The sequence below is a fragment of the Pseudomonas sp. MEJ108 genome (assembly GCF_030208985.1).
Taxonomy (GTDB): Bacteria; Pseudomonadota; Gammaproteobacteria; order Pseudomonadales; family Pseudomonadaceae; genus Aquipseudomonas; species Aquipseudomonas fragariae.
In genome coordinates, this window is record NZ_JARVSW010000040.1 from 74200 (window position 1) to 95263 (window position 21064).

Sequence of the window (21064 nt, forward strand, 5' to 3'; positions counted from 1 at the left end):
TTCTATCCCTGTGGGTTGACCTTGTCGGGCCTCGGCGTGCCGTTCATCGGCATCGAAACGCCGATGGTCATTGCAAAGTGTTACTGGCGGCCAATTATCGGGATGCTGCTGCAGCGAGGACAGCCTGACACCGCTGAACAGGGGTTCAGGTGTTGGGGAAAGCAACAGAATCGAAGTACGAGCTGCCCACCAGACCTATCGTATTGTTCGATACGTCCGAGCGAAATTTTGCGCTTTCATTCGATAGATAAAAAGCTAGTCTGGTAACACTTCTGACAAGGTACTGGTAATGCAGCTACGTAATTCATCCTCTCGCTACGGTCTGGTCAGCATGGTGCTGCACTGGGGTGTGGCTGCTGTCGTGTTTGGAATGTTTGCGCTGGGGCTGTGGATGGTCGGGCTGGATTACTACGATACGTGGCGCAAGGCGGGCCCTGATCTGCACAAGAGCATCGGCATCACGTTGTTTGCAGTCATGTTGATCCGTGTGGTCTGGCGCCTGCTCAGTCCGCCACCACCGCCGTTGACCAGCTACAGTAAGTTGACGCGCATCGGTGCCGCATTCGGCCATCTGTTTTTGTACGTCGCACTGTTTGCCGTGATGTTCGCCGGGTATCTCATCTCCACCGCCGACGGCGTGGGGATTCCGATATTCGGCCTGTTCGATGTGCCCGCGCTGGTTTCGGGCCTTCCTGATCAGGCAGAAACGGCTGGCTGGATTCACCTGTATCTGGCCTGGGTCATCGTGATATTCGCGGGGCTCCATGGTCTTGCTGCATTGAAACACCACTTCATCGATCGCGATGTGACCCTCAAGCGTATGCTGGGTCGTAATTGATTGTTCAACCAAAACGGGAATAAACGCATGTTGAAGAAGTCTCTCGCCGCTCTGGCTCTGGGTACCGCATTGTTGTCTGCTGGCCAGGCCATGGCTGCCGACTACGTTATCGACAAGGAAGGTCAACACGCATTCGTTGACTTCAAGATCAGCCACCTGGGCTACAGCTTCATCCACGGTACCTTCAAGGACTGGGACGGCACGTTCAGCTTCGATGCTGCCAAGCCTGAAGCCAGCAAGATCAATGTCGAGCTGAAAACCGCCAGCCTGTTCACCAACCACGCTGAGCGCGACAAGCACATCTCCAGCAAGGATTTCCTGGACGTTGCCAAATACCCGGAAGCCAAATTCGTTTCCACCGCAGTCAAATCGACTGGCGAGAAAACGGCTGACGTCACTGGCGACCTGACCCTGCACGGCGTGACCAAGCCAATCGTCATCAAGGCAACCTTCAACGGCGAAGGCAAGGATCCATGGGGTGGCTACCGTGCCGGCTTCAACGGTACTTCGACGCTGAACCTGAACGACTTCGGCATCAAGGGCCCAGGCCCTACGTCGCAGACGCTGGATCTGGACATCAGCTTCGAAGGCGTACAGAAGAAGTAATTGCACGCTTGATCGACAAAACGCCGACCCTTGGGTCGGCGTTTTTGTGGGTGCTGCCCAGGATCGAACGCGGAGCGTCCAAGGCTGCGCTACTACGCGGAGCGCTTATCTTCATATACAAGCCCTGAAAAGCTCGGAGGACGGCGCTTTCAGGTTTCTGCCCGCAGGGCGTGGGAGCGAACTTGTTCGCGAAAGGGCCTGTATATTCACCGAAAATGCATCGTCTGAGCTGAAGCCTTCGCGAACAAGTTCGCTCCTACGGCCTTCGGCCAGAATCAAAAACAGATTTACGTATACGCAGAGTGCGGGAGCGATCATCTCGCACGACGATCATCGATACAACAAACAAAAACGCCCCGAGCAAGTCGGGGCGTTTTTAGTGTTGCGTGGCTGTCAGCTGTCGCGGTTGCGGGTCAGCAGGGCCGGTTTTTCACCGCGTGGACGGCTCGGCAACTGGTCCAGTTGCTCGGCAGACGGGAAGCGGTCGATCTTGGATTCCTTGTGCACGATCTTCGGCTGAGGCTGGCCGTCGCGGGGTGCGCGTGCGACCGGCTCCTGACCTTCACGTGGCAAGGGTTGCTCTTCACGTGCCGGGCGACGGCCACGTGGCTGACCATCGCGCGAGCGTGGTGCCGATGAGCCCGAGCCGTTGCGCTTTGGTGCGCCACTGCCGGAGCCGTTGCGAGCGCCACCGGCAGGGCGACCCGGATTGGCCGGGCGAGCTGCGCCGCCAGCGGCCGGTGCGGCTGCGCCAGGCGCGGCGGCAGGGCGACGACCACGGTTCTGGCCTTTGCCCTGATAAGGACTGACGTAGTCAGCGCGGTTGCCGAAGTTGTCTACTTCGTCGTCACGGAACTCGTCCGGTGCACGATCGGCTGCCGGACGCGGTGTGGCGGGTTGCGATGCACGCTGTTCGCTGCGAGGCGTGCCCTCACGAGGTTTTTTTTCGCGTGGCTGCCTTGCAGGGCGTTCGCCAGTGGCGGATGCAGCGGCAGGTTTTTCCTTGCCTTTATCCTTGCCCTTGTCGCGACGACCACCGTTGTTCTTGTCGCCATCGCCACGTGCAGGACGTGCGCCACGCGAGTTGCGAACATCCGGACGCTCACGCACTTCCGGCTTCTCAGCCTCGACTGCGGTGATGTCGAAGCCCATCAGGTCGCCGTCGGCGATCTTCTGCTTGGTCATGCGCTCGATGCTTTTGAGCAGCTTCTCTTCGTCCGGCGCAACCAGCGAAATGGCTTCACCGGAGCGACCGGCACGGCCGGTACGACCGATACGGTGCACGTAGTCTTCGTCGACGTTGGGCAGCTCGAAGTTGACGACATGCGGCAACTGATCGATATCCAGGCCGCGTGCGGCGATATCGGTCGCGACCATGATGCGTACATCACCTGCCTTGAAGTCAGCCAGGGCCTTGGTACGGGCGTTCTGGCTCTTGTTGCCGTGGATCGCGACAGCCGCAAGGCCGTGCTTGTCCAGGTATTCGGCCAGACGGTTGGCGCCGTGCTTGGTGCGGGTGAAGACCAGCACCTGTTCCCAGGCACCGACGGTAATCAGGTGCGCCAGCAGCGAACGCTTGTGGTTGGCTGCCAGGCGGAAAACCCGTTGCTCGATACGCTCGACCGTGGTGTTCGGCGGCGTGACTTCGATGCGCTCGGGGTTGTGCAGCAGCTTGCCAGCCAACGACGTGATGTCATTGGAGAAGGTGGCCGAGAACAGCAGGTTCTGACGCTTGGCCGGCAGCCGCGCGAGGACCTTCTTGACGTCATGCACGAAGCCCATGTCGAGCATCCGGTCTGCTTCATCGAGCACCAGGATTTCGACGTGGGAGAGGTCGACACTGCCTTGGCCGGCCAGGTCGAGCAGGCGGCCGGGGCAGGCCACCAGGACGTCCACACCACGGGACATGGCCTGAACCTGCGGGTTCATGCCGACGCCGCCGAAGATGCAGGCGCTGACGAACTTCAGGTCGCGGGCATAGAGCTTGAAGCTCTCGTGCACCTGTGCGGCCAGTTCGCGGGTCGGGGTCAGGACCAGAACGCGCGGTTGACGCGGGCCGTGACGCTGGGATTTGTCCGGAACACCATTGGGAAACAGCCGCTCCAGAATAGGGAGGGCGAAACCGCCGGTTTTACCAGTACCGGTCTGTGCCGCAACCATCAGGTCGCGACCTTGCAACACGGCGGGAATGGCCCGCTGTTGCACGGGGGTAGGCTGGGTATAGCCGGCTGCCTCGATGGCGCGGACTAAAGCCTCGGAGAGACCGAGGGAAGCAAAGGACATGAGTAATCCTGTTCTGTTGGAGCTTAAGCTCAAGGGATGTCTTGCCTGGCGCGAATGGCGTGTAAAGACAACGCGATCCCGTCCGGTCCTGCCGGGTCTTCAGTGCATTCCGTGACGTCTGCGCTTGATGAAAATTGCGCTGTTGGCGTGAACGGATGACGATTGCAAGACCGGGCGTCCGGGCGTAAGCCTGGCGGGAAGGCTGGAGTATAACAGAGCGAGCGCAATACGCCGCTTTCCTGCTGCCCAACGGTGTATGAGGCCGCGATCCCCCGGAAACTGCCGGTCGGATCGCGGTGCCGCAGCCGTTTTCAGCGTGGCAGTTGCAGGTTGTTCCACACCGCCAGGCTCGGTTCCGCCTGGTTCAGGGTGTAGAAGTGCAGGCCGGGAGCGCCACCTTGCAGCAGTCGTTCGCACATCTGCGTGATGACTTCTTCGCCAAACGCCTGGATGCTTTGCACGTCATCGCCGTAGGCTTCCAGCTGTTTGCGAATCCAGCGCGGGATTTCCGCACCGCAGGCATCCGAGAAACGCGCCAGCTTGCTGTAGTTGGTGATCGGCATGATGCCCGGCACGATCGGAATGCTGACGCCCATCTTCTCGACACGCTCGACAAAGTTGAAATAGCTGTCGGCGTTGAAGAAGTACTGAGTGATCGCACTGTCGGCGCCGGCATTGGCCTTGTTGACGAAGTGCTTGAGGTCGTCTTCGAAATTGCGCGCCTGCGGATGCATTTCCGGGTAGGCGGCGACTTCGATGTGGAAGTGGCTGCCGCTTTCCTGGCGAATGAAGCTCACCAGGTCATTGGCGTGACGCAGTTCACCGCTGGCCATGCCCATGCCGGATGGCAGGTCGCCGCGCAGTGCCACGATGCGTTTGATGCCCGCATCCTTGTACTGCGCCAACAGGTTGCGCAGGTCATCCTTGCTGTCGCCTACGCAGGACAAATGCGGCGCAGCAGGGACTTTGATCTCGTTTTCCAGCTGCAGCACGGTATTGAGCGTGCGGTCGCGGGTCGAGCCACCGGCACCATAGGTGCAGGAGAAAAAATCGGGGTTGTACGTAGCGAGCTGACGAGCAACGGTCAGCAGCTTTTCATGTCCAGCGTCGGTCTTGGTAGGAAAGAACTCGAAGCTGAAGCGGCGTTCTTGAGACATGGGGGAGGAGGCCTCCAGCTTTTAGCTGCAAGCTACAAGCTGCAAGAGGGCTGTATGCCTGGCTCCGCAGCCTCATGCTTACCGCTCACGGCTGTGTAATAACGATAAAGAAACGAGCGTCAAGCTCAAGCTGCAAACAAGAGAAATGCACTTGCTTGCAGCTTGAAGCTTATCGCTTGCAGCTATCTATCAATAGCGATAAGCGTCTGGCTTGAACGGACCTTCGACGGTCACGCCGATGTAATCGGCCTGGGTCTTGGTCAGCTTGGTCACAACGCCACCGAAGCCGCGGACCATTTCCAGGGCCACTTCTTCGTCGAGTTTCTTCGGCAGTACTTCAACGGTCAGACGCTCGGCTTTCCTGGCCGGTGCCAGGTCGGCGTACTTCTGCTCGAAGAGGAAGATCTGCGCCAGAACCTGGTTGGCGAACGAGCCATCCATGATGCGGCTTGGGTGGCCAGTGGCGTTACCCAGGTTGACCAGACGGCCTTCGGCCAGCAGGATCAGGTAGTCGTCGTTCTGTGCGTCGAACGAGCCCGGGCCGGTACGATGGATCTTGTGAACCTGTGGCTTCACTTCTTCCCATGCCCAGTTCTTGCGCATGAAAGCGGTGTCGATTTCGTTGTCGAAGTGACCGATGTTGCACACCACAGCACGCTTTTTCAGCGCCTTGAGCATGTTGGAGTCGCAAACGTTGACGTTACCGGTGGTGGTCACGATCAGGTCGATCTTGCCCAGCAGCGCCTTGTCGATGCTCGCTTCGGTGCCGTCGTTTTCACCGTCGATGAACGGCGAGACCAGCTCGAAACCGTCCATGCAGGCCTGCATGGCGCAGATCGGGTCGACTTCGGTCACTTTGACGATCATGCCTTCCTGACGCAGGGACTGGGCCGAGCCCTTGCCCACGTCGCCGTAGCCGATCACCAGCGCCTGCTTGCCGGACAGCAAGTGGTCGGTGCCGCGCTTGATGGCGTCGTTCAGGCTGTGACGGCAGCCGTACTTGTTGTCGTTCTTGCTCTTGGTCACCGAGTCGTTGACGTTGATGGCCGGGATTTTCAGCTCGCCCTTGGCCAGCATGTCCAGCAGGCGGTGCACGCCCGTGGTGGTTTCTTCGGTGACGCCGTGGATCTTGTCCAGCATTGCCGGGTATTTCTTGTGGATGATCTCGGTCAGGTCGCCGCCGTCGTCGAGGATCATGTTGGCATCCCATGGCTGGCCATCCTTGAGGATGGTCTGCTCGATGCACCACTCGTATTCTTCTTCGGTTTCGCCTTTCCAGGCGAACACAGGAATGCCGGCAGCAGCGATGGCCGCAGCAGCCTGGTCCTGAGTCGAGAAAATGTTGCACGACGACCAGCGAACTTCGGCACCCAGGGCAACCAGGGTTTCGATCAGTACGGCGGTCTGAATGGTCATGTGGATGCAACCGAGAATCTTCGCGCCTTTCAGCGGCTGATCACCGGCGTATTTGCGACGCAGACCCATCAGGGCAGGCATTTCGGATTCGGCGATGATGGTTTCGCGGCGACCCCAGGCGGCCAGGGAAATATCGGCAACCTTGTAGTCATTGAATTCTGCGGGCGTCATTACAGCACTCATTGAGAGTCTCCATTCCATAAAAATGCGAATGGGCGCCGTTGTGCGTTTAAGGTTTGCCGGTCGAGGATCGTCCTGGCAAACAACGCCCCATCCGAGCCTGACAGGGAAAACCTGCTGCAGCGCCCCTCGGACAGGTGGCGGGAACGGTATCAAGTGTAGATGACCGTTTTGAAACGTTTGGCAGTATAGCGGTGCTCGCGATTCTTCCCAAGACTTTCTGTCGGTTTAAAGGCCATCCAATTGCCATCTGTCTGTAATAGGGTCGATGCACAGTCGCTATGACGCAGGCATGGGCGCGGGTCGCCGGCTCTGCCATCATGCAGCTATCCATCGGCCAGACGCTCAGGAGTGACCATGAATTTCCACACCCGCAAATGGGTAAAGCCCGAAGACCTCAACCCCAACGGCACGTTATTCGGTGGCAGCCTGCTGCGCTGGATCGATGAAGAGGCGGCGATCTACGCGATTGTTCAGCTGGGTAATCAGCGGGTGGTGACCAAGTACATCTCGGAAATCAACTTCGTCAGTGCCTCGCGTCAGGGCGACATCATCGAACTGGGCATCACCGCTACAGAGTTCGGCCGCACCTCGATCACCCTCAAATGCCAGGTACGCAACAAGATCACCCGCAAAAGCATTTTGACCGTCGAGAAGATCGTGTTCGTCAACCTCGACGAAGACGGCCAGCCTGCGCCGCATGGCCGGACTGAAATTCGCTACATCAAGGACCAGTTCGACGTAGAGGACTGATGCTCAGGTCGCTGAACACGCGGAGCATGGGCACGATAGTGTTCTTACGCAAACCTGCCGTGCCTGGGCACGACAGTTACAGAGTGATCGTTCCTCACGCTCCGCGTGGGAATGCCTTTCATGACGCTCCGCGTCATCCATAAAGCAGGGTTCAGCCCTTGGCCTGCAACTCGCACAACCACGCCAGACCTTCGCTGGTATCGCCTTTCGGGCGATATTCGCAACCGATCCAGCCGCTGTAGCCCAGTTCGTCGATGGCGTTGAACAGGTGCTCGTAGTTCAGTTCGCCCAGGTCCGGCTCGTTGCGATCCGGCACCCCGGCGATCTGGATGTGGCCGATGCCTGCAAAGTCACGACGCAGTTTGCTGGTCAGGTCGCCTTCGACGATCTGGCAGTGGTAGCAGTCGAACTGCACCTTCAGATTGTCGGCGCCCACCAGCTTGCAGATGTCCTGCGCCTGATCCTGACGGTTGAGGAAGAAGCCCGGCATGTCGCGGGTGTTGATCGGCTCGATCAGGATCGTGACGCCTGCGCTCTTGGCTTGCTCAGCCGCGAACGCCAGGTTCTCCAGATAGACCGCCTGATGACGCTCACGCAACCCTTCGTTAGGCAATAGACCGGCCATGACATGCACACGGTCATTGCCCAGCACCTGCGCATATTCCAGTGCCCGCTCGATACCGCTGCGAAATTCCGCTTCACGGCCCGGCAGGGTGGCAATGCCTCGCTCGCACGCGTCCCAGTCGCCCGGTGGAGCGTTGAACAGCGCCTGCACCAGACCGTTGTCGCTCAGGCGCTGCTTGAGCTCCTGCGGCGTGTAAGCATAAGGAAACAGGTACTCGACCGCGCCGAAACCGTCGGCAGCGGCTGCGGCAAAGCGCTCAAGAAAATCATGCTGCGGGTACAGCATGCTGAGGTTGGCGGCAAAACGAGGCATGTTAACTCCAGTCTTCAAAGGGTCAGACGAATGGCCAAAGCAGCAAGGTGATCACAAAGCCCAGTGTGCCGAGCAGCGTGACCAGTACGGTCCAGGTGCGCAAGCCGTCGGCGACGTTGAGGCCCGCCAGCTTGGTGAACATCCAGTAACCGGCATCGTTGATGTGCGACATGGCCAGGCCGCCACCGCCCATGGCCAGACACAGCAGCGCCAGGTGGTTGGCGCTCAGGTCCAGTGTGGCGATCAGCGGGCTGAGAATGCCTGCGGTGGTGACCAGCGCAACGGTGGTCGAGCCCTGAACGGCACGCAGCAGCAGGGTCAGCAGGAAGCCCAGCGCGAGTACCGGCAGACCGGTGTTGCGCAGCGCTTCGGAAACCACGGCACCTATGCCGGTGTCGACCAGCACCTTGCCGAATACGCCACCGGCGCCGGCAATCAGGATCACCATCGCGACACCCGGCAAGGCCGAGCCGATCACGTCGGACACCTGAGTACGGCTCCAGCCGCGACGCGAGCCCAGCAGCCAGGCGCACAGCAGGGTATCGATCAGCAGCGCAACCAGAGGCGCACCCAGTACGGTCAGCACCGCGCGCAGTGTGGACGTGGCTGGCAGCATGGTGGTGGCCAGCGTGCCCATCAGAATCAGCACGATCGGTAGCAGGATCAGCGCGATGATCAGTCCGAAACCCGGTGCGGGCGCGGGCGGCAGCTTGCTTGCCAAGCTGCTGGCGCTCTCTTCGACGCCCATTGTTCGGGTTTCGCTCGCTTCGCGCACAGCGGAATAATCGTTGCGCGCCCAGGCTTCCAGATCTTCGTTGGTGACATGCGGGCCATAGACTTCGGCGCGGATGTCATCGGTCATCGGGTAAGTCTTGCGGGTCATGCGCCCCGCGACGAAGTAGCCGATCATGCACAGCACGGCAACGATCGGGATGCCCAGCATCAGCACCCGGCCCAGGTCCGCGCCCAACTGGCTGGCGGCGGCAACAGCGCCAGGATGCGGCGGCAGAAACGCGTGCACGGCGAGCAGTGCAGCGCACATCGGCAGCGCGAAAATCAGCAGCGGCTTGCGTGCCGCACGCGCCACACCATAGGCCAGCGGCATGAGAATGATCACGCCGACCTCGAAGAACACCGGAATGCCGACCATGAAACCGGCAACGGTCAGCGCCAGAGGCGTGCGCTTGTTGCCGAAGCGGTTGATCAGGGTCTTGGCCAGTGCTTCGGCCCCGCCGGACAGCTCGATAATGCGCCCGATCATTGCGCCCAAGGCGATGATGATCGCGATATGGCCGAGCGTCTTGCCCATGCCGCCTTCAATGGTGGCGACCAGATCGGCCGGTTTAACACCGGCGACCAGCGCCACGATGATGCTGACCAGCATCAGGGCGACAAACGGCTGAAATTTGTACTTGAGCACCAGAAACAACAGCAGTGCGATGCCCGCACCGGCCACGACCATCAACATGAGCGGCGTCATGCCCGTGCACTCCGGTCAATGGCGGTAAAGACTGACAACGAAACAGCGGGGTAGGGATGAGTCATGCTCTCGATTCCTGTTGTTATTGTTTTCGACCGGGAGGCGCAGTGCGCCTCGCGATCACCGTGTGTTCGTTACCACCTGGCGCCGAACACCTGACGCAACTCTTCAAGTGCCGCCGGGTCCAGCGGGGCAGGTTTGGGGGTGCTCATCAGCCACAGACGGGCAGTCTCTTCCAGTTCCTCAAGGGCATAGCAGGCCTTGGCCACCGAGCTTTCCCAGACCACCGGGCCGAGGCGCTCCAGCATCACGCCGCGCACGCTGTTGGCCAGTTCCGCCACGCGCTCGGCGACTTTCGGCGAGCCTGGACGTTCGTAAGGGATCAACGGGATATGCCCGACCTTCATGACCTGATACGGCGTCAGCGGCGGCAGAATGTCGTCTTCCTGCCACACTCCGGCCAGGGTCAGGGCGACCAGATGCGTCGAGTGCGTGTGCACCACACCACCGACCTGCGGATTGCGGTCGTAGACCTCGCGGTGCAAGGCCAGGGTTTTGGACGGCTTGCTGCCAGACACCCATTCACCGGCCAGATTGACCTTGGCGATATCGGCCGGGTCCATGCGCCCCAGGCAGGCGTCGGTCGGGGTAATCAGCCAGCCGTCGTCGAGTCGTGCGCTGATGTTGCCGGCGCTGCCCACCGTATAGCCGCGGCCATACAGCAAACGGCCGACGTCGCAGATTTCCTGACGCAGTGCGTTTTCATCGATCATCAGGCAGCCCCCGCCAGTTGCTTGAGCGCCTTGGCGAAGAAGTCGCGCGCACCGAAGTTGCCGGATTTGAGGGCCAGGGCCAGCGGTTGTGCGCCGCTGCTCACTGTGGCGGGAACGCCTGGGTCGATCTGCGCGCCGATTTGCAGCAACTGCACGCCCAGTGCCTGAACCACGGCACCGGAGGTTTCGCCACCGGCAACCACGAAACGGCGCACGCCTGCGTCCAGCAGCCCTTTGGCGATTTCACCAAGTGCAGCTTCGACCATAGCGCCGGAGCGTTCGACGCCCAGTTCTTGCTGCACGGCTTTGACTTCGTCCGGAGTGCTGGTGGCGTAGATCAATACGGTCTGCCCGGCGTCTCTGGCAAAGGCCAGCGCCTGCTCGACCACTGGCTTGCCAGCGGCCAGCTCCAGCGGATTGATGCGCAGCGCAGGGCGATCGGCTTCCAGCCACGCCGCGACCTGACCATTGGTGGCGACCGATGCGCTACCCGCCAGTACCACTTCGCCGCCACTGATGGCGACCTGTTTGGCCGCATCGATATCGCGCAGCTTGCCCGCCTTGCGGAAGTTGCCCGGCAGGCCCAGCGCCAGCCCCGAGCCACCGGTCAGCAGCGGCAAGTCGGCGCAGGCTTCGCCGAGTGTGTACAGATCCGCATCCGACAAGGCATCGGCAATCGCCATGCTCACACCTTCGGCGCGCAGCTCGGCAATTCTGTTGCGCACGCCTTCGACGCCCTGGGCAATGCTGTCATAGCGCAACAGGCCGACCTTGTGGCGGGTCTGCGCTTGCAGCACACGCACCAGATTGGCGTCGGTCATCGGCGTCAGCGGGTGGTTCTGCATGCCCGATTCGCTGAGCAACTGGTCCTGCACGAACAGGTGACCACGGAAAATCGTGCGGCCGTTTTCCGGGAAGGCCGGGCAGGCGAGGGTGAAGTCGCTGCCCAGTTGCTCCAGCAGTGCTTCGCTGACCTGGCCGATGTTGCCCGCGGCAGTGGAATCGAAGGTCGAGCAGTACTTGAAGAAGATCTGCTCGCAGCCGCGCTCGCGCAGCCATTCCAGAGCCGCCAGGGATTCAGCCACCGCCTCGGCGCTGGGCGTGGTACGCGATTTCAGCGCGATGACAATCGCGTCGGCGTCCAGACCTGCAGCCATCTCGGCGCTGGGGATGCCAATGCTCTGCACGGTGCGCATGCCGCCCCGCACTAGCATGTTGGCCAGGTCGGTGGCGCCGGTGAAGTCATCGGCAATGCAGCCCAGCAGCGGGCGAGCGTTATTCAGGCTCATCAGGCGCTCCTCAGGCTTTTTCTGGCTTGGCTTTCGGCAACTCGATGCCCGGGAAAATCTTGATCACGGCCGAGTCATCCTCGCGACCGAAGCCGGCGCTGGATGCCTGCATGAACATCTGGTGCGCGGTGGCCGAGAGTGGCAGCGGGAATTTGCTGCTGCGTGCGGTATCCAGCACCAGGCCGAGGTCCTTGACGAAGATGTCCACGGCCGACAGCGGCGTGTAATCGGCATTGAGGATGTGCGGCACGCGGTTCTCGAACATCCACGAGTTACCGGCACTGTTGGTGATCACTTCATACAGCGCGTCAGCATCGACACCTTCGCGCAGGCCCAGGGCCATGGCTTCGGCACTGGCGGCGATGTGTACGCCCGCGAGCAGTTGATTGATGATTTTGACTTTCGAACCCAGACCGTGAACGTCGCCCAGGCGATAGACCTTACCGGCCATGCCGTTGAGGATGGCTTCTGCCTTGGCATAGGACTCGGCCGGGCCGGAGGTCATCATGGTCATCTGGCCAGCGGCCGCCTTGGCGGCACCGCCGGAGATCGGCGCATCGAGGTACAGCAGGTTCTGTGCAGCCAGACGCTCGCCCAGTTCGACGGCGAAGGTGGGCGCGACGGTGGCGCAACCTATGACCAGGCAGCCCGGACGCAGCGCGGCAATGGCGCCGTTTTCGCCAAACAGTACGGTTTCGGTCTGCTCGGCGTTGACCACGACTGTGATGATCACATCGCAGGCAGCGGCCATGCTGGCCGGAGAATCACAGGCCACCCCGCCTTCCTGGGAGAATGCTTCGGTCACGCTGGTGCGCACATCACAGGCATGCACAGTGAAGCCGCTACGCAGCAACGAGCGAGCAATGCCCAGACCCATCGCACCCAGGCCGATAACGCCAACGTTTTTGCCAGTCATGCAGTAATCCTCGAAGTCAGTGCCGATGCCTGTGAAGCCGACATTCGGACGTTATTGTTCTGATCTGTGAATCGGATAGTGAATCAATGAGTAAATAATGTGAAGTATTTTTATTTTTCACAAAATTTAACATCGATAGGCTTTTTCCATCGCGCACAAAAAAGCCCCTGTGCGGGGCTTGATTGAAAACCATGATGTTCGGCGTGCTGCGCCGTCTTTCACGAATCAGAATTTCGGCACTGGCGCGCTGGTGGCGTTTCGCAGTGAGCCGCTTTCCTGACGCACGACTTCTTTGGGCTTGTACGCGCAATAACCGGGGCGCGGCCCGACTTTCGGGTGGTTGCGGCAGGTGTCCGGGCGCTTGTCATAGATGGTGCACAGGCGGCTTTTGCGGTCCAGGTACAGGCAGTCGTTGTTGCTCATGCGCTGCAAGGTGAAGATCTCGGACTTCTGGTTGTAGCGCTCGACGATGCCTTCTTTCTGCAGACGCTTGGCGATGTTCTTCGCCGGGTCGCCGCGTTCGAACTCATCGACGATGCCGATGCGGATCAGGTCCTTGATCTTCACTTCTACCGGCAACGTGCAGCAACTGGACACGCAGCCCCCGCACATGTGGCTGGAGTATTTGGCCCAGGTGTCGATGCGATCGAGTTCTGCGGCGGCGATCAAGGTGGGTTTCATTTCAGGTCAGGCTTCCGGGTGTATCGGGGCGCGCGATCATACCGGTCTGCAGCGATTTGCAGAAATCAAAAATTGCCGAAGCGACTGTCGGTCAGGTGTGGGCAGGCAGTCGGCCGCAGAGTCCGCGCCTGCCGAGCGCAGTCGGTCAGCAGGCGCGGTGTCTCAGTGGGGGCTCAGGACTTGAGCTTGTCGTCGGCCCTGAACATGCTGCGGATGCCGCGAACAGCCTGGCGGATGCGGTCCTGGTTCTCGATCAGGGCGAAGCGCACGTGGTCGTCGCCGTACTCGCCGAAACCGATGCCCGGCGAGACACACACCTTGGCTTCGGCCAGCAGCTTCTTGGCGAACTCCAGCGAACCCAGGTGCGCATAGGCCTGTGGAATCTTCGCCCAGACGTACATCGAGGCCTTGGGGTTCTCGACCATCCAGCCCAGTTCGTGCAAGCCCTTGACCAGTACGTTGCGGCGTTGGCGATACTGCTCGGCAATGTCGAGCACGCATTGCTGATCGCCTTCCAGCGCGGCAATCGCCGCCACCTGCAGTGGCGTGAAGGTACCGTAGTCGTGGTAACTCTTGATCCGCGCCAGTGCATTCACCAGTTCGGGGTTGCCGACCATGAAACCAATCCGCCAGCCGGCCATGTTGTAGCTCTTGGACAGGGTGAAGAACTCGACGGCAATGTCCTTGGCACCCGGCACCTGCATGATCGACGGGGCTTTCCAGCCATCGTAGACGATGTCGGCGTACGCCAGGTCATGCACCACCAGCACGTCGTACTGTTTGGCCAGGGCCACCACGCGCTCGAAGAAATCCAGCTCCACACATTGCGCAGTCGGGTTGGACGGAAAGCCCAGAATCATCATCTTCGGCTTGGGAATCGAGCCGCGAATGGCTTTTTCCAGCTCGTCGAAGAAGTCCACGCCAGGCACCAGCGGCACCGATCGCACCTGGGCGCCGGCAATCACGGCACCGTAGATGTGGATCGGGTAACTGGGGTTGGGCACCAGCACCGTGTCGCCCTGGTCCAGTGTGGCGAGCATCAGGTGGGCCAGGCCTTCCTTGGAACCAATGGTCACGATTGCTTCGCTTTCAGGGTCGATGTCGACCTCGTAGCGTTTCTTGTACCAGTTGGAAATCGCCCGGCGCAGGCGTGGAATGCCGCGCGAGGTGGAGTAGCCGTGGGTGTCTTCGCGCTGGGCGACGGTGATCAGCTTGTCGACGATGTGCGGCGGTGTGGCCCCGTCGGGGTTGCCCATGCTCAGGTCGATAATGTCCTCACCGCGACGACGAGCAGCCATTTTCAGCTCGGCGGTGATGTTGAACACGTAAGGGGGGAGTCGATCGATGCGCGCAAAGCGGCGCGGCGAACCTTGGTCTGCCATGAGTATCTCGCGTACGTAAGCGCCCGGAACCGTCCGAGCGACGTGGCCACATGAGGCGGCCTGCCGAGGAAGATAGATGGGCTGATAGCCTTTTGTCCATCGGGATCTGCAACGCCGTGCCAAGACCGATATTCGGACCCCACCAAACCACCCGGCGGTGTAGAATCGGCGCTATTCATCGCCAGTCATCCCCGGCGGGTTTATGAGCTCAGGCCGAGTACACGGTGATCCCGTGGTGTTCGGTTTCTTCGCTGCCTGCGGTCACTGCCGCTGGTCCGCGACGTCAATAGAAGCTCACTCCCTTCCTGATTCAGCCTTATTTTTGCCGGAGTGCTCCAATGCCTGATTACCGCTCGAAAACCTCCACCCACGGCCGCAACATGGCCGGCGCCCGTGCCCTGTGGCGCGCCACGGGCATGAAGGACGAAGACTTCAAGAAACCGATCATTGCCATTGCCAACTCCTTCACCCAGTTCGTACCGGGCCACGTCCACCTCAAGGACATGGGCCAGCTGGTCGCGCGTGAAGTCGAACGCGCCGGTGGCGTGGCCAAGGAATTCAACACCATTGCGGTCGACGACGGCATCGCCATGGGCCACGACGGCATGCTCTATTCGCTGCCGAGCCGCGAGATCATTGCCGACTCGGTCGAGTACATGGTCAACGCGCATTGCGCCGACGCCATCGTGTGCATTTCCAACTGCGACAAGATCACCCCCGGCATGCTGATGGCGTCGTTGCGCCTGAACATTCCGGTGATCTTCGTCTCCGGCGGGCCGATGGAAGCGGGCAAGACCAAACTGGCCAGCCACGGCCTGGATCTGGTCGATGCGATGGTCATCGCCGCCGACTCGACGGCCAGTGACGAAAAAGTCGCCGAGTATGAGCGCAGCGCCTGTCCGACCTGCGGGTCGTGTTCCGGCATGTTCACCGCCAACTCGATGAACTGCCTGACCGAAGCGCTGGGCCTGGCCCTGCCGGGCAACGGTTCCGCACTCGCCACCCACAGCGACCGCGAGCAACTGTTCCTGCAGGCCGGCCGCACCATCGTTGACCTGTGCCGTCAGTACTACAAGGAAAACGATGATTCGGTGTTGCCGCGCAACATCGCCAACTTCAAGGCGTTCGAGAACGCCATGACGCTGGACATCGCCATGGGCGGTTCGACCAACACCATCCTGCACTTGCTGGCGGCGGCTCAGGAAGCCGAGATCGACTTCGACCTGCGTCACATCGATCGTCTGTCGCGCAAGGTGCCGCAGCTGTGCAAGGTCGCGCCGAACATCCAGAAGTACCACATGGAAGACGTGCACCGCGCGGGCGGGATCTTCAGCATCCTCGGCGAGCTGGCGCGTGGCGGCCTGCTGCACACCGACCTGCCGACCGTACACAGCAAGACCCTGGCCGAAGGCATCGCCAAATGGGACATCACCCAGACTGACGACGAAGCCGTGCACACCTTCTTCAAGGCAGGCCCGGCGGGCATCCCGACGCAGACCGCGTTCAGCCAGTCGACCCGTTGGGACAGCCTGGATGACGACCGTGAAAACGGCTGCATCCGTAGCGTCCAGCACGCCTATTCGCAGGAAGGTGGCCTGGCCGTGCTGTACGGCAACATCGCCCTGGACGGCTGCGTGGTGAAAACCGCCGGTGTCGACGAGTCGATCCACGTCTTCGAAGGCAATGCGAAGATCTTCGAAAGCCAGGACAGCGCGGTGCGCGGGATTCTTGCCGATGAAGTCAAAGCGGGCGACATTGTCATTATCCGCTACGAAGGCCCGAAAGGCGGTCCGGGCATGCAGGAAATGCTCTACCCGACGTCCTACCTGAAGTCCAAGGGGCTGGGCAAGGATTGCGCGCTGCTGACTGACGGCCGTTTCTCGGGCGGTACGTCCGGCCTGTCCATCGGCCACGCCTCGCCGGAAGCGGCGGCAGGTGGCGCGATTGGTCTGGTGCGTGACGGTGACAAGGTGCTGATCGACATCCCCAATCGCTCGATCAACCTGCTGATCGACGATGCCGAGATGGCCGAGCGTCGCGCCGAACAGGACAAGAAAGGCTGGAAGCCTGTCGAGTCGCGTCCGCGCAAAGTGACCACCGCCCTCAAGGCCTACGCCCTGCTGGCGACCAGCGCCGACAAGGGCGCGGTGCGTGACAAGGCGTTGCTGGACAAGCTGGTACCTTGATCCGCATCGGTAGAAGGTAAAAGCAAAAGCCCGGCAGAGATGCCGGGCTTTTTGCTGCGTTTGAAAAAGCAGCGCTTACTTGCGGTCCGCAATCACCCCGATCAGCACCAGCACCACCAGCAGCACCGGTGCCAGGCTGTAGTTGTTGAACTGGCTGAGGCCGCGCACTACCCACGGTGTGGCGTAGATCAGCGCCGCGCCGCTGCCCACGGCGCACAGCAGGGCGATGAGCGGGATGCGCAGGGCGCCGGTAATGCCGCTGATTCGCTGTTCCAGCCAGCCTTTGATGTCCGAGCCGAACAGCACCAGCAGGCAGCCCACCAGCGCGAGCGCGATTTCCGAGAGATTGCTGCGACTCCAGCGCGAAACGGTGGCGAGCAAGTCGAGTACGAAATCCATGCAGGGTCCTTAGATCAGAAAGTATTGCAGCAGGTCATTGAGGAACAGCTGGCCTTGTGGCGTGGCGATCAGGCGTGTCGGGTCCTGATGCAGCAAGCCCTTTTGTTCAGCCTGTCGACGCGCCTCGGCCAGCGAATCGAGGCTTAGACCGGTTCTTTCGCGAAATAACGCAGCGTCCACACCATTTGTCAGTCGCAGTGCGTTCATCAGGAATTCGAACGGCAATTCATCGAGCGGCAACAGCCTGGAACCGGCCTGAAACGGCTTGTCCGGGTTCAGGTAATCCTTGGGCAGCCGGGTTTTCCAAGTGCGTATGATGCGCCCGTCCGGGTGGCTCAGCTTGCCGTGTGCGCCTGCGCCGATGCCGATGAAATCACCGAACGCCCAATAGTTGAGGTTATGCCGCGCCGGTTTCCCGGGCTGTGCATACGCCGACACTTCGTACTGCGCGTAGCCATGAGTGGCCAGCAACTGCTGTCCGGTTTCCTGAATGTCCCAGAGAATGTCGTCTTCGGGCAGCACCGGTGGCTGATTCCAGAACACCGTGTTGGGCTCCAGGGTCAGTTGATACCAGGACAGGTGGGTCGGCGCGAGGGCAATGGCCTGGCGCAGATCGGCCAGTGCTTCGTCCTGGGATTGATCCGGCAGGCCGTGCATCAGGTCCAGGTTGAAGTTGTCGAAACCGGCCCGGCGCGCCATGTCGGCGGCGCGAATCGCTTCGTCGCCGTTGTGAATGCGGCCCAGCGCCTTGAGTTTGGATTCCTGAAAGCTCTGAATGCCGATCGACAACCGATTGATGCCCAGGCCGCGATAGGCGCTGAACTTGGCCTGTTCGAAGGTGCCGGGGTTGGCTTCCAGGGTGATCTCGATGTCGCTGGCAAAGCGGATGCGCTGTTCGACGCCTTGCAGCAGGCGCCCCAGCGCATCGGCGCTGAACAGGCTCGGCGTACCGCCACCAAAGAAGATCGATTGCAGCTCGCGGCCGTAGACGTGCGGCAGGTCAAGGTCGAGGTCGGCGAGCAGGGCGTCGACATATTCCTGTTCCGGCAGCACCGGGCTGGCGGTGTGCGAGTTGAAGTCGCAGTACGGGCATTTGCGCACGCACCACGGAATATGGATGTACAGCGACAACGGCGGCAGGTGCGGCAGTGCAGGGCGCGGGCTCTCCGACGAGAAGCCGCTCTCGCCGAGAAACAGCGGCTGCGCAGGCGAATCGTGGGTCATTGCAGACCCAGGCGTTGCCGCAACAGGACCATGGCGCGGGCGCGGTGGCTGAGCTGGTTTTTTTCGGTCGGGCCCAGTTCGGCGCTCGAGCAGTTGCGCTCCGGCACCCAGAACAGCGGGTCATAGCCGAAGCCGTGTTCGCCGCTGGCGGCGTGCAGGATGCGCCCGTGCCACAGCCCTTCACAGAGGATCGGCAATGGGTCGTCGGCGTGGCGTACCAGTGCCAATACGCACACGAACTGGGCACCACGCTGTTCGTCCGGCACGTCTTTAAGCGCCTCCAGCAGCTTGGCGTTGTTGGCGGCATCGCCCTGGCCATCGGCGTAGCGTGCTGAATAGATACCCGGCGCACCGCCAAGAAAGTCCACCGCCAGCCCCGAGTCATCGGCCAGCGCAGGCAGGCCGGACAGACGCGCGGCGTTACGCGCCTTGAGGATCGCGTTTTCGACAAAGGACAGGCCGGTTTCTTCCGGCTCCACCAGACTGAACTCGCTGACCGAGCGCAGCGTTACGCTGTCGCCGAGCATGGCCTGGAGTTCCTTGAGTTTGCCGCCATTGTGGCTGGCCAGTACGAGTTGTGTGAGGTTCATGGTTGGCCTGTCGTGGTGCTTGGAAACGGTCGATTAAACGGCAATCCTGTGGTCCGTCAGCCCGGGGCTGGTGACGCGATAGATACCGATCTCGCCGAGCAGATTAGGCCAGAGTTTGCTGGCCCAGCCGTGACGGTGCTGCTGATCGACCGCCAGCCTGTCGAGCACCTGCGCATCGCGCTCGCGGCACAGCTCTTCGAAGTCGCCGAAGGTGCAGAAGTGAATGTTCGGCGTGTTGTACCAGGTATACGGCAGGAATTCGGACACCGGCATGCGGCCCTTGCTCGCCAGATACCAGCGGCAGCGCCAGTGACCGAAATTCGGAAAGGTGATGATGCACTGGCGACCGACGCGCAGCATCTCGTCGAGGATGCGGTCCGGGTAATGCACCGCCTGCAGGGCCTGAGTCATGACCACGACATCGAAGCTGTTGCTGGCAAAGTTGCCCAGCCCCTTGTCGAGGTCCTGCTCGATAACGTTGATGCCCTTGGCAACACACTCGGCAATGTTGGCCGCGTCGTTTTCCAGCCCGTAGCCGGTGACCTGCTTGTGGTCACGCAGCCAGGTCAGCAATTCGCCGTCACCGCAGCCCAGGTCGAGCACGCGGCTGCCTGCGGGAATCCATTCCTGAATGATTTCCAGATCGGCTCTCATGGCGTCCTCACAACGAAATTCGGTTCATGTAATTACCGAAAGCCTGCAAGTAGCGCGGAATCGGGATCAGAAAGGCGTCGTGGCCCTGCGGTGCGTCGATTTCCAGGTAGCAGACGTCCTTGCGCGCGGCCATCAGCGCGTCCACCAGTTCCCGCGAGCGGGCCGGCGAGAAGCGCCAGTCGGTGGTGAACGACATCACGCAGAACCTGGCGGTGGCGTTGGCGAAGGTCTTGGCCAGGTCGTCGTTGAAGTTTGCCGCAGGGTCGAAGTAATCCAGTGCCTTGGTCATCAACAGGTAGGTATTGGCGTCGAAACGCCCGGAAAACTCTTCGCCCTGATAGCGCAGGTAGCTTTCGACCTGGAACTCGACGCTGTGAAAGTCGTAGTTGAGTTTTTCGCTCTTCAGGCCACGGCCGAATTTCTCGCCCATCGAGTCATCCGACAGGTAGGTGATGTGCCCGACCATTCGCGCCAGCATCAGGCCGCGCTTGGGAATCACGCCGCGTTCCTGGAACGAGCCACCGTGAAATTCCGGGTCGGTGAGAATGGCCTGGCGGGCCACCTCGTTGAACGCGATGTTCTGTGCCGACAGCTTGGGCGCCGAGGCGATTGCCAGGCAATGGCGTACGCGGTTCGGATAACTGATGGTCCATTGCAGCGCCTGCATGCCGCCCAGGCTGCCGCCAATCACCGCAGCCCAGGTGTCGATGCCGAGCAGATCGGCCAGCCGGGCCTGGCTGTTGACCCAGTCTTCCACGGTCACCACCGGGAAATTGGCGCCGAACGGCTTGCCGGTGTCCGGGTCAATGCTGCTCGGCCCGGTCGAGCCGTTGCAACCGCCCAGATTGTTGAGGCTGACGACGAAGAACTTAGTGGTGTCGATCGGCTTGCCGGGACCGATACAGCTGTCCCACCAACCGGGTTTGCGGTCGTCAGCGCTGTGGAAGCCTGCGGCATGGTGATGCCCGGACAGCGCATGACAGATCAGCACGGCATTGCTGCGTGCGGCGTTGAGTTGACCGTAGGTTTCGTAAATCAGGTCATAGGCTGGCAACGAACGCCCGCAGGCCAGCGCCAGAGGCTCGCTGAAATGCGCCGTTTGCGGCGTGACCAGTCCGACAGAATCGTGAGGGAATACCGTGGGCATCGACCCTGCTCTCGCATAAATGAGGCGTAAGTCTAAAGACCGCGGGGTGCAGCGGCAATAAGGGATATTGTGAGACGCAAATCAACGGCACGATAGTTAAGGCTGTTGTAGGAGCGAACTTGTTCGCGAAGGCGTTGCTTGGGTCGATATATCCTCTTTGGATGTACCTACCC

Annotated in this window: 19 protein-coding genes and 1 riboswitch; of the genes, 4 read left to right on the forward strand and 15 right to left on the reverse strand. The window is 61.1% G+C overall.

The features are described 5' to 3' along the window. Positions 1-289: 289 nt before the first annotated feature. Both QRN50_RS17770 and QRN50_RS17775 read left to right on the forward strand, forming a co-directional pair. Positions 290-838, forward strand: coding sequence for a cytochrome b (locus tag QRN50_RS17770; protein ID WP_011266415.1), 549 nt, complete (start codon positions 290-292; stop codon positions 836-838). A 27-nt stretch (positions 839-865) separates the two neighbouring features. Next, positions 866-1444 (forward strand): YceI family protein, encoded by a 579-nt coding sequence (locus QRN50_RS17775; protein WP_002551707.1) that lies wholly within the window; start codon positions 866-868, stop codon positions 1442-1444. 393 nt (positions 1445-1837) lie between these two features. Here QRN50_RS17775 and rhlE2 read toward each other — a convergent pair whose 3' ends face one another. The 3 genes from rhlE2 to ahcY all read right to left on the reverse strand — a co-directional run bounded on the left by rhlE2 (position 1838) and on the right by ahcY (position 6483). Then, positions 1838-3727, reverse strand: a complete 1890-nt coding sequence (rhlE2, locus tag QRN50_RS17780) for an RNA helicase RhlE2 (RefSeq protein WP_003316710.1) — start codon at positions 3725-3727, stop codon at positions 1838-1840. A 311-nt stretch (positions 3728-4038) separates the two neighbouring features. Beyond that, a complete protein-coding gene (gene metF, locus QRN50_RS17785) occupies positions 4039-4884 on the reverse strand; it encodes a methylenetetrahydrofolate reductase [NAD(P)H] (protein WP_003346344.1) in 846 nt (281 codons plus the stop codon). A gap of 189 nt (positions 4885-5073) precedes the next feature. Beyond that, entirely contained in the window at positions 5074-6483 is a 1410-nt protein-coding gene (gene ahcY, locus QRN50_RS17790) for an adenosylhomocysteinase (RefSeq protein ID WP_003316712.1), read from the reverse strand. Positions 6484-6506: 23 nt separating this feature from the next. Further along, a riboswitch (S-adenosyl-L-homocysteine riboswitch) is annotated at positions 6507-6617 on the reverse strand. Positions 6618-6837: 220 nt separating this feature from the next. On the opposite strand from ahcY, the gene QRN50_RS17795 reads away from it, so the two are divergent. Beyond that, positions 6838-7233 (forward strand): acyl-CoA thioesterase, encoded by a 396-nt coding sequence (locus QRN50_RS17795; RefSeq protein WP_002551711.1) that lies wholly within the window; start codon positions 6838-6840, stop codon positions 7231-7233. Positions 7234-7384: 151 nt separating this feature from the next. On the opposite strand, the gene otnI is transcribed toward QRN50_RS17795, so the two are convergent. From otnI to alaC, 7 genes are all read right to left on the reverse strand, one after another. Beyond that, positions 7385-8170 carry a 2-oxo-tetronate isomerase gene (gene otnI, locus QRN50_RS17800; protein ID WP_096126589.1) on the reverse strand — a complete coding sequence of 262 codons (786 nt, stop codon included), beginning with the start codon at positions 8168-8170 and terminating at the stop codon, positions 7385-7387. Positions 8171-8192: 22 nt separating this feature from the next. Continuing rightward, a complete protein-coding gene (locus QRN50_RS17805; protein WP_024640357.1) occupies positions 8193-9650 on the reverse strand; it encodes a GntT/GntP/DsdX family permease in 1458 nt (485 codons plus the stop codon). 134 nt (positions 9651-9784) lie between these two features. Next, on the reverse strand, positions 9785-10423 hold the full coding sequence (gene otnC / locus QRN50_RS17810) for a 3-oxo-tetronate 4-phosphate decarboxylase (protein ID WP_058398792.1): 639 nt from the start codon (positions 10421-10423) through the stop codon (positions 9785-9787). Then, complete coding sequence (gene otnK, locus QRN50_RS17815) at positions 10423-11712, reverse strand: 3-oxo-tetronate kinase (protein WP_032655120.1); 1290 nt, start codon at positions 11710-11712, stop codon at positions 10423-10425. The genes otnC and otnK overlap by 1 nt, the downstream gene beginning before the upstream one ends. Positions 11713-11722: 10 nt before the next feature. Beyond that, positions 11723-12628, reverse strand: coding sequence for an L-threonate dehydrogenase (ltnD, locus tag QRN50_RS17820; protein ID WP_024641864.1), 906 nt, complete (start codon positions 12626-12628; stop codon positions 11723-11725). A 225-nt stretch (positions 12629-12853) separates the two neighbouring features. Next, positions 12854-13309 carry a YkgJ family cysteine cluster protein gene (locus QRN50_RS17825; protein WP_002551717.1) on the reverse strand — a complete coding sequence of 152 codons (456 nt, stop codon included), beginning with the start codon at positions 13307-13309 and terminating at the stop codon, positions 12854-12856. A 173-nt stretch (positions 13310-13482) separates the two neighbouring features. Next, the gene (gene alaC, locus QRN50_RS17830) at positions 13483-14691 is read right to left on the reverse strand and encodes an alanine transaminase (protein ID WP_003404530.1); all 1209 of its coding nucleotides are present in this window, start codon (positions 14689-14691) and stop codon (positions 13483-13485) included. Positions 14692-15029: 338 nt separating this feature from the next. Here alaC and ilvD point away from each other — a divergent pair, with 338 nt between their 5' ends. Beyond that, complete coding sequence (ilvD, locus tag QRN50_RS17835) at positions 15030-16877, forward strand: dihydroxy-acid dehydratase (RefSeq protein ID WP_024640355.1); 1848 nt, start codon at positions 15030-15032, stop codon at positions 16875-16877. 75 nt (positions 16878-16952) lie between these two features. Here ilvD and QRN50_RS17840 read toward each other — a convergent pair whose 3' ends face one another. The 5 genes from QRN50_RS17840 to metX are packed head-to-tail and all read right to left on the reverse strand — an operon-like array spanning position 16953 to position 20891. After that, complete coding sequence (locus tag QRN50_RS17840; RefSeq protein WP_002551720.1) at positions 16953-17276, reverse strand: DUF3392 domain-containing protein; 324 nt, start codon at positions 17274-17276, stop codon at positions 16953-16955. 9 nt (positions 17277-17285) lie between these two features. Beyond that, a complete protein-coding gene (gene hemW / locus QRN50_RS17845; protein WP_024640354.1) occupies positions 17286-18500 on the reverse strand; it encodes a radical SAM family heme chaperone HemW in 1215 nt (404 codons plus the stop codon). Continuing rightward, a complete protein-coding gene (gene rdgB, locus QRN50_RS17850) occupies positions 18497-19090 on the reverse strand; it encodes an RdgB/HAM1 family non-canonical purine NTP pyrophosphatase (RefSeq protein WP_011266424.1) in 594 nt (197 codons plus the stop codon). Before rdgB ends, hemW begins: the two co-directional genes overlap by 4 nt. A gap of 33 nt (positions 19091-19123) precedes the next feature. Then, positions 19124-19744: a methionine biosynthesis protein MetW gene (metW, locus tag QRN50_RS17855; RefSeq protein WP_003316724.1), complete on the reverse strand. Its 621-nt coding sequence runs from the start codon at positions 19742-19744 to the stop codon at positions 19124-19126. A gap of 7 nt (positions 19745-19751) precedes the next feature. Next, complete coding sequence (gene metX, locus QRN50_RS17860; protein ID WP_011266425.1) at positions 19752-20891, reverse strand: homoserine O-succinyltransferase MetX; 1140 nt, start codon at positions 20889-20891, stop codon at positions 19752-19754. Between the last annotated feature and the right edge of the window lie 173 nt (positions 20892-21064).

Excerpts from the sequence above, each read along its gene's own strand:
- QRN50_RS17825 (WP_002551717.1), bottom strand. The coding sequence starts at position 13,309 with ATGAAACCCACCTTGATCGCCGCCGCAGAACTCGATCGCATCGACACC.
- hemW (WP_024640354.1), bottom strand. The coding sequence starts at position 18,500 with ATGACCCACGATTCGCCTGCGCAGCCGCTGTTTCTCGGCGAGAGCGGC.
- ltnD (WP_024641864.1), bottom strand. The coding sequence starts at position 12,628 with ATGACTGGCAAAAACGTTGGCGTTATCGGCCTGGGTGCGATGGGTCTG.
- QRN50_RS17795 (WP_002551711.1), top strand. The coding sequence starts at position 6,838 with ATGAATTTCCACACCCGCAAATGGGTAAAGCCCGAAGACCTCAACCCC.
- QRN50_RS17840 (WP_002551720.1), bottom strand. The coding sequence starts at position 17,276 with ATGGATTTCGTACTCGACTTGCTCGCCACCGTTTCGCGCTGGAGTCGC.
- metF (WP_003346344.1), bottom strand. The coding sequence starts at position 4,884 with ATGTCTCAAGAACGCCGCTTCAGCTTCGAGTTCTTTCCTACCAAGACC.
- QRN50_RS17770 (WP_011266415.1), top strand. The coding sequence starts at position 290 with ATGCAGCTACGTAATTCATCCTCTCGCTACGGTCTGGTCAGCATGGTG.
- QRN50_RS17775 (WP_002551707.1), top strand. The coding sequence starts at position 866 with ATGTTGAAGAAGTCTCTCGCCGCTCTGGCTCTGGGTACCGCATTGTTG.
- QRN50_RS17805 (WP_024640357.1), bottom strand. The coding sequence starts at position 9,650 with ATGACGCCGCTCATGTTGATGGTCGTGGCCGGTGCGGGCATCGCACTG.
- otnC (WP_058398792.1), bottom strand. The coding sequence starts at position 10,423 with ATGATCGATGAAAACGCACTGCGTCAGGAAATCTGCGACGTCGGCCGT.
- ahcY (WP_003316712.1), bottom strand. The coding sequence starts at position 6,483 with ATGAGTGCTGTAATGACGCCCGCAGAATTCAATGACTACAAGGTTGCC.
- ilvD (WP_024640355.1), top strand. The coding sequence starts at position 15,030 with ATGCCTGATTACCGCTCGAAAACCTCCACCCACGGCCGCAACATGGCC.
- rhlE2 (WP_003316710.1), bottom strand. The coding sequence starts at position 3,727 with ATGTCCTTTGCTTCCCTCGGTCTCTCCGAGGCTTTAGTCCGCGCCATC.
- metX (WP_011266425.1), bottom strand. The coding sequence starts at position 20,891 with ATGCCCACGGTATTCCCTCACGATTCTGTCGGACTGGTCACGCCGCAA.
- otnK (WP_032655120.1), bottom strand. The coding sequence starts at position 11,712 with ATGAGCCTGAATAACGCTCGCCCGCTGCTGGGCTGCATTGCCGATGAC.
- alaC (WP_003404530.1), bottom strand. The coding sequence starts at position 14,691 with ATGGCAGACCAAGGTTCGCCGCGCCGCTTTGCGCGCATCGATCGACTC.
- metW (WP_003316724.1), bottom strand. The coding sequence starts at position 19,744 with ATGAGAGCCGATCTGGAAATCATTCAGGAATGGATTCCCGCAGGCAGC.
- otnI (WP_096126589.1), bottom strand. The coding sequence starts at position 8,170 with ATGCCTCGTTTTGCCGCCAACCTCAGCATGCTGTACCCGCAGCATGAT.
- rdgB (WP_011266424.1), bottom strand. The coding sequence starts at position 19,090 with ATGAACCTCACACAACTCGTACTGGCCAGCCACAATGGCGGCAAACTC.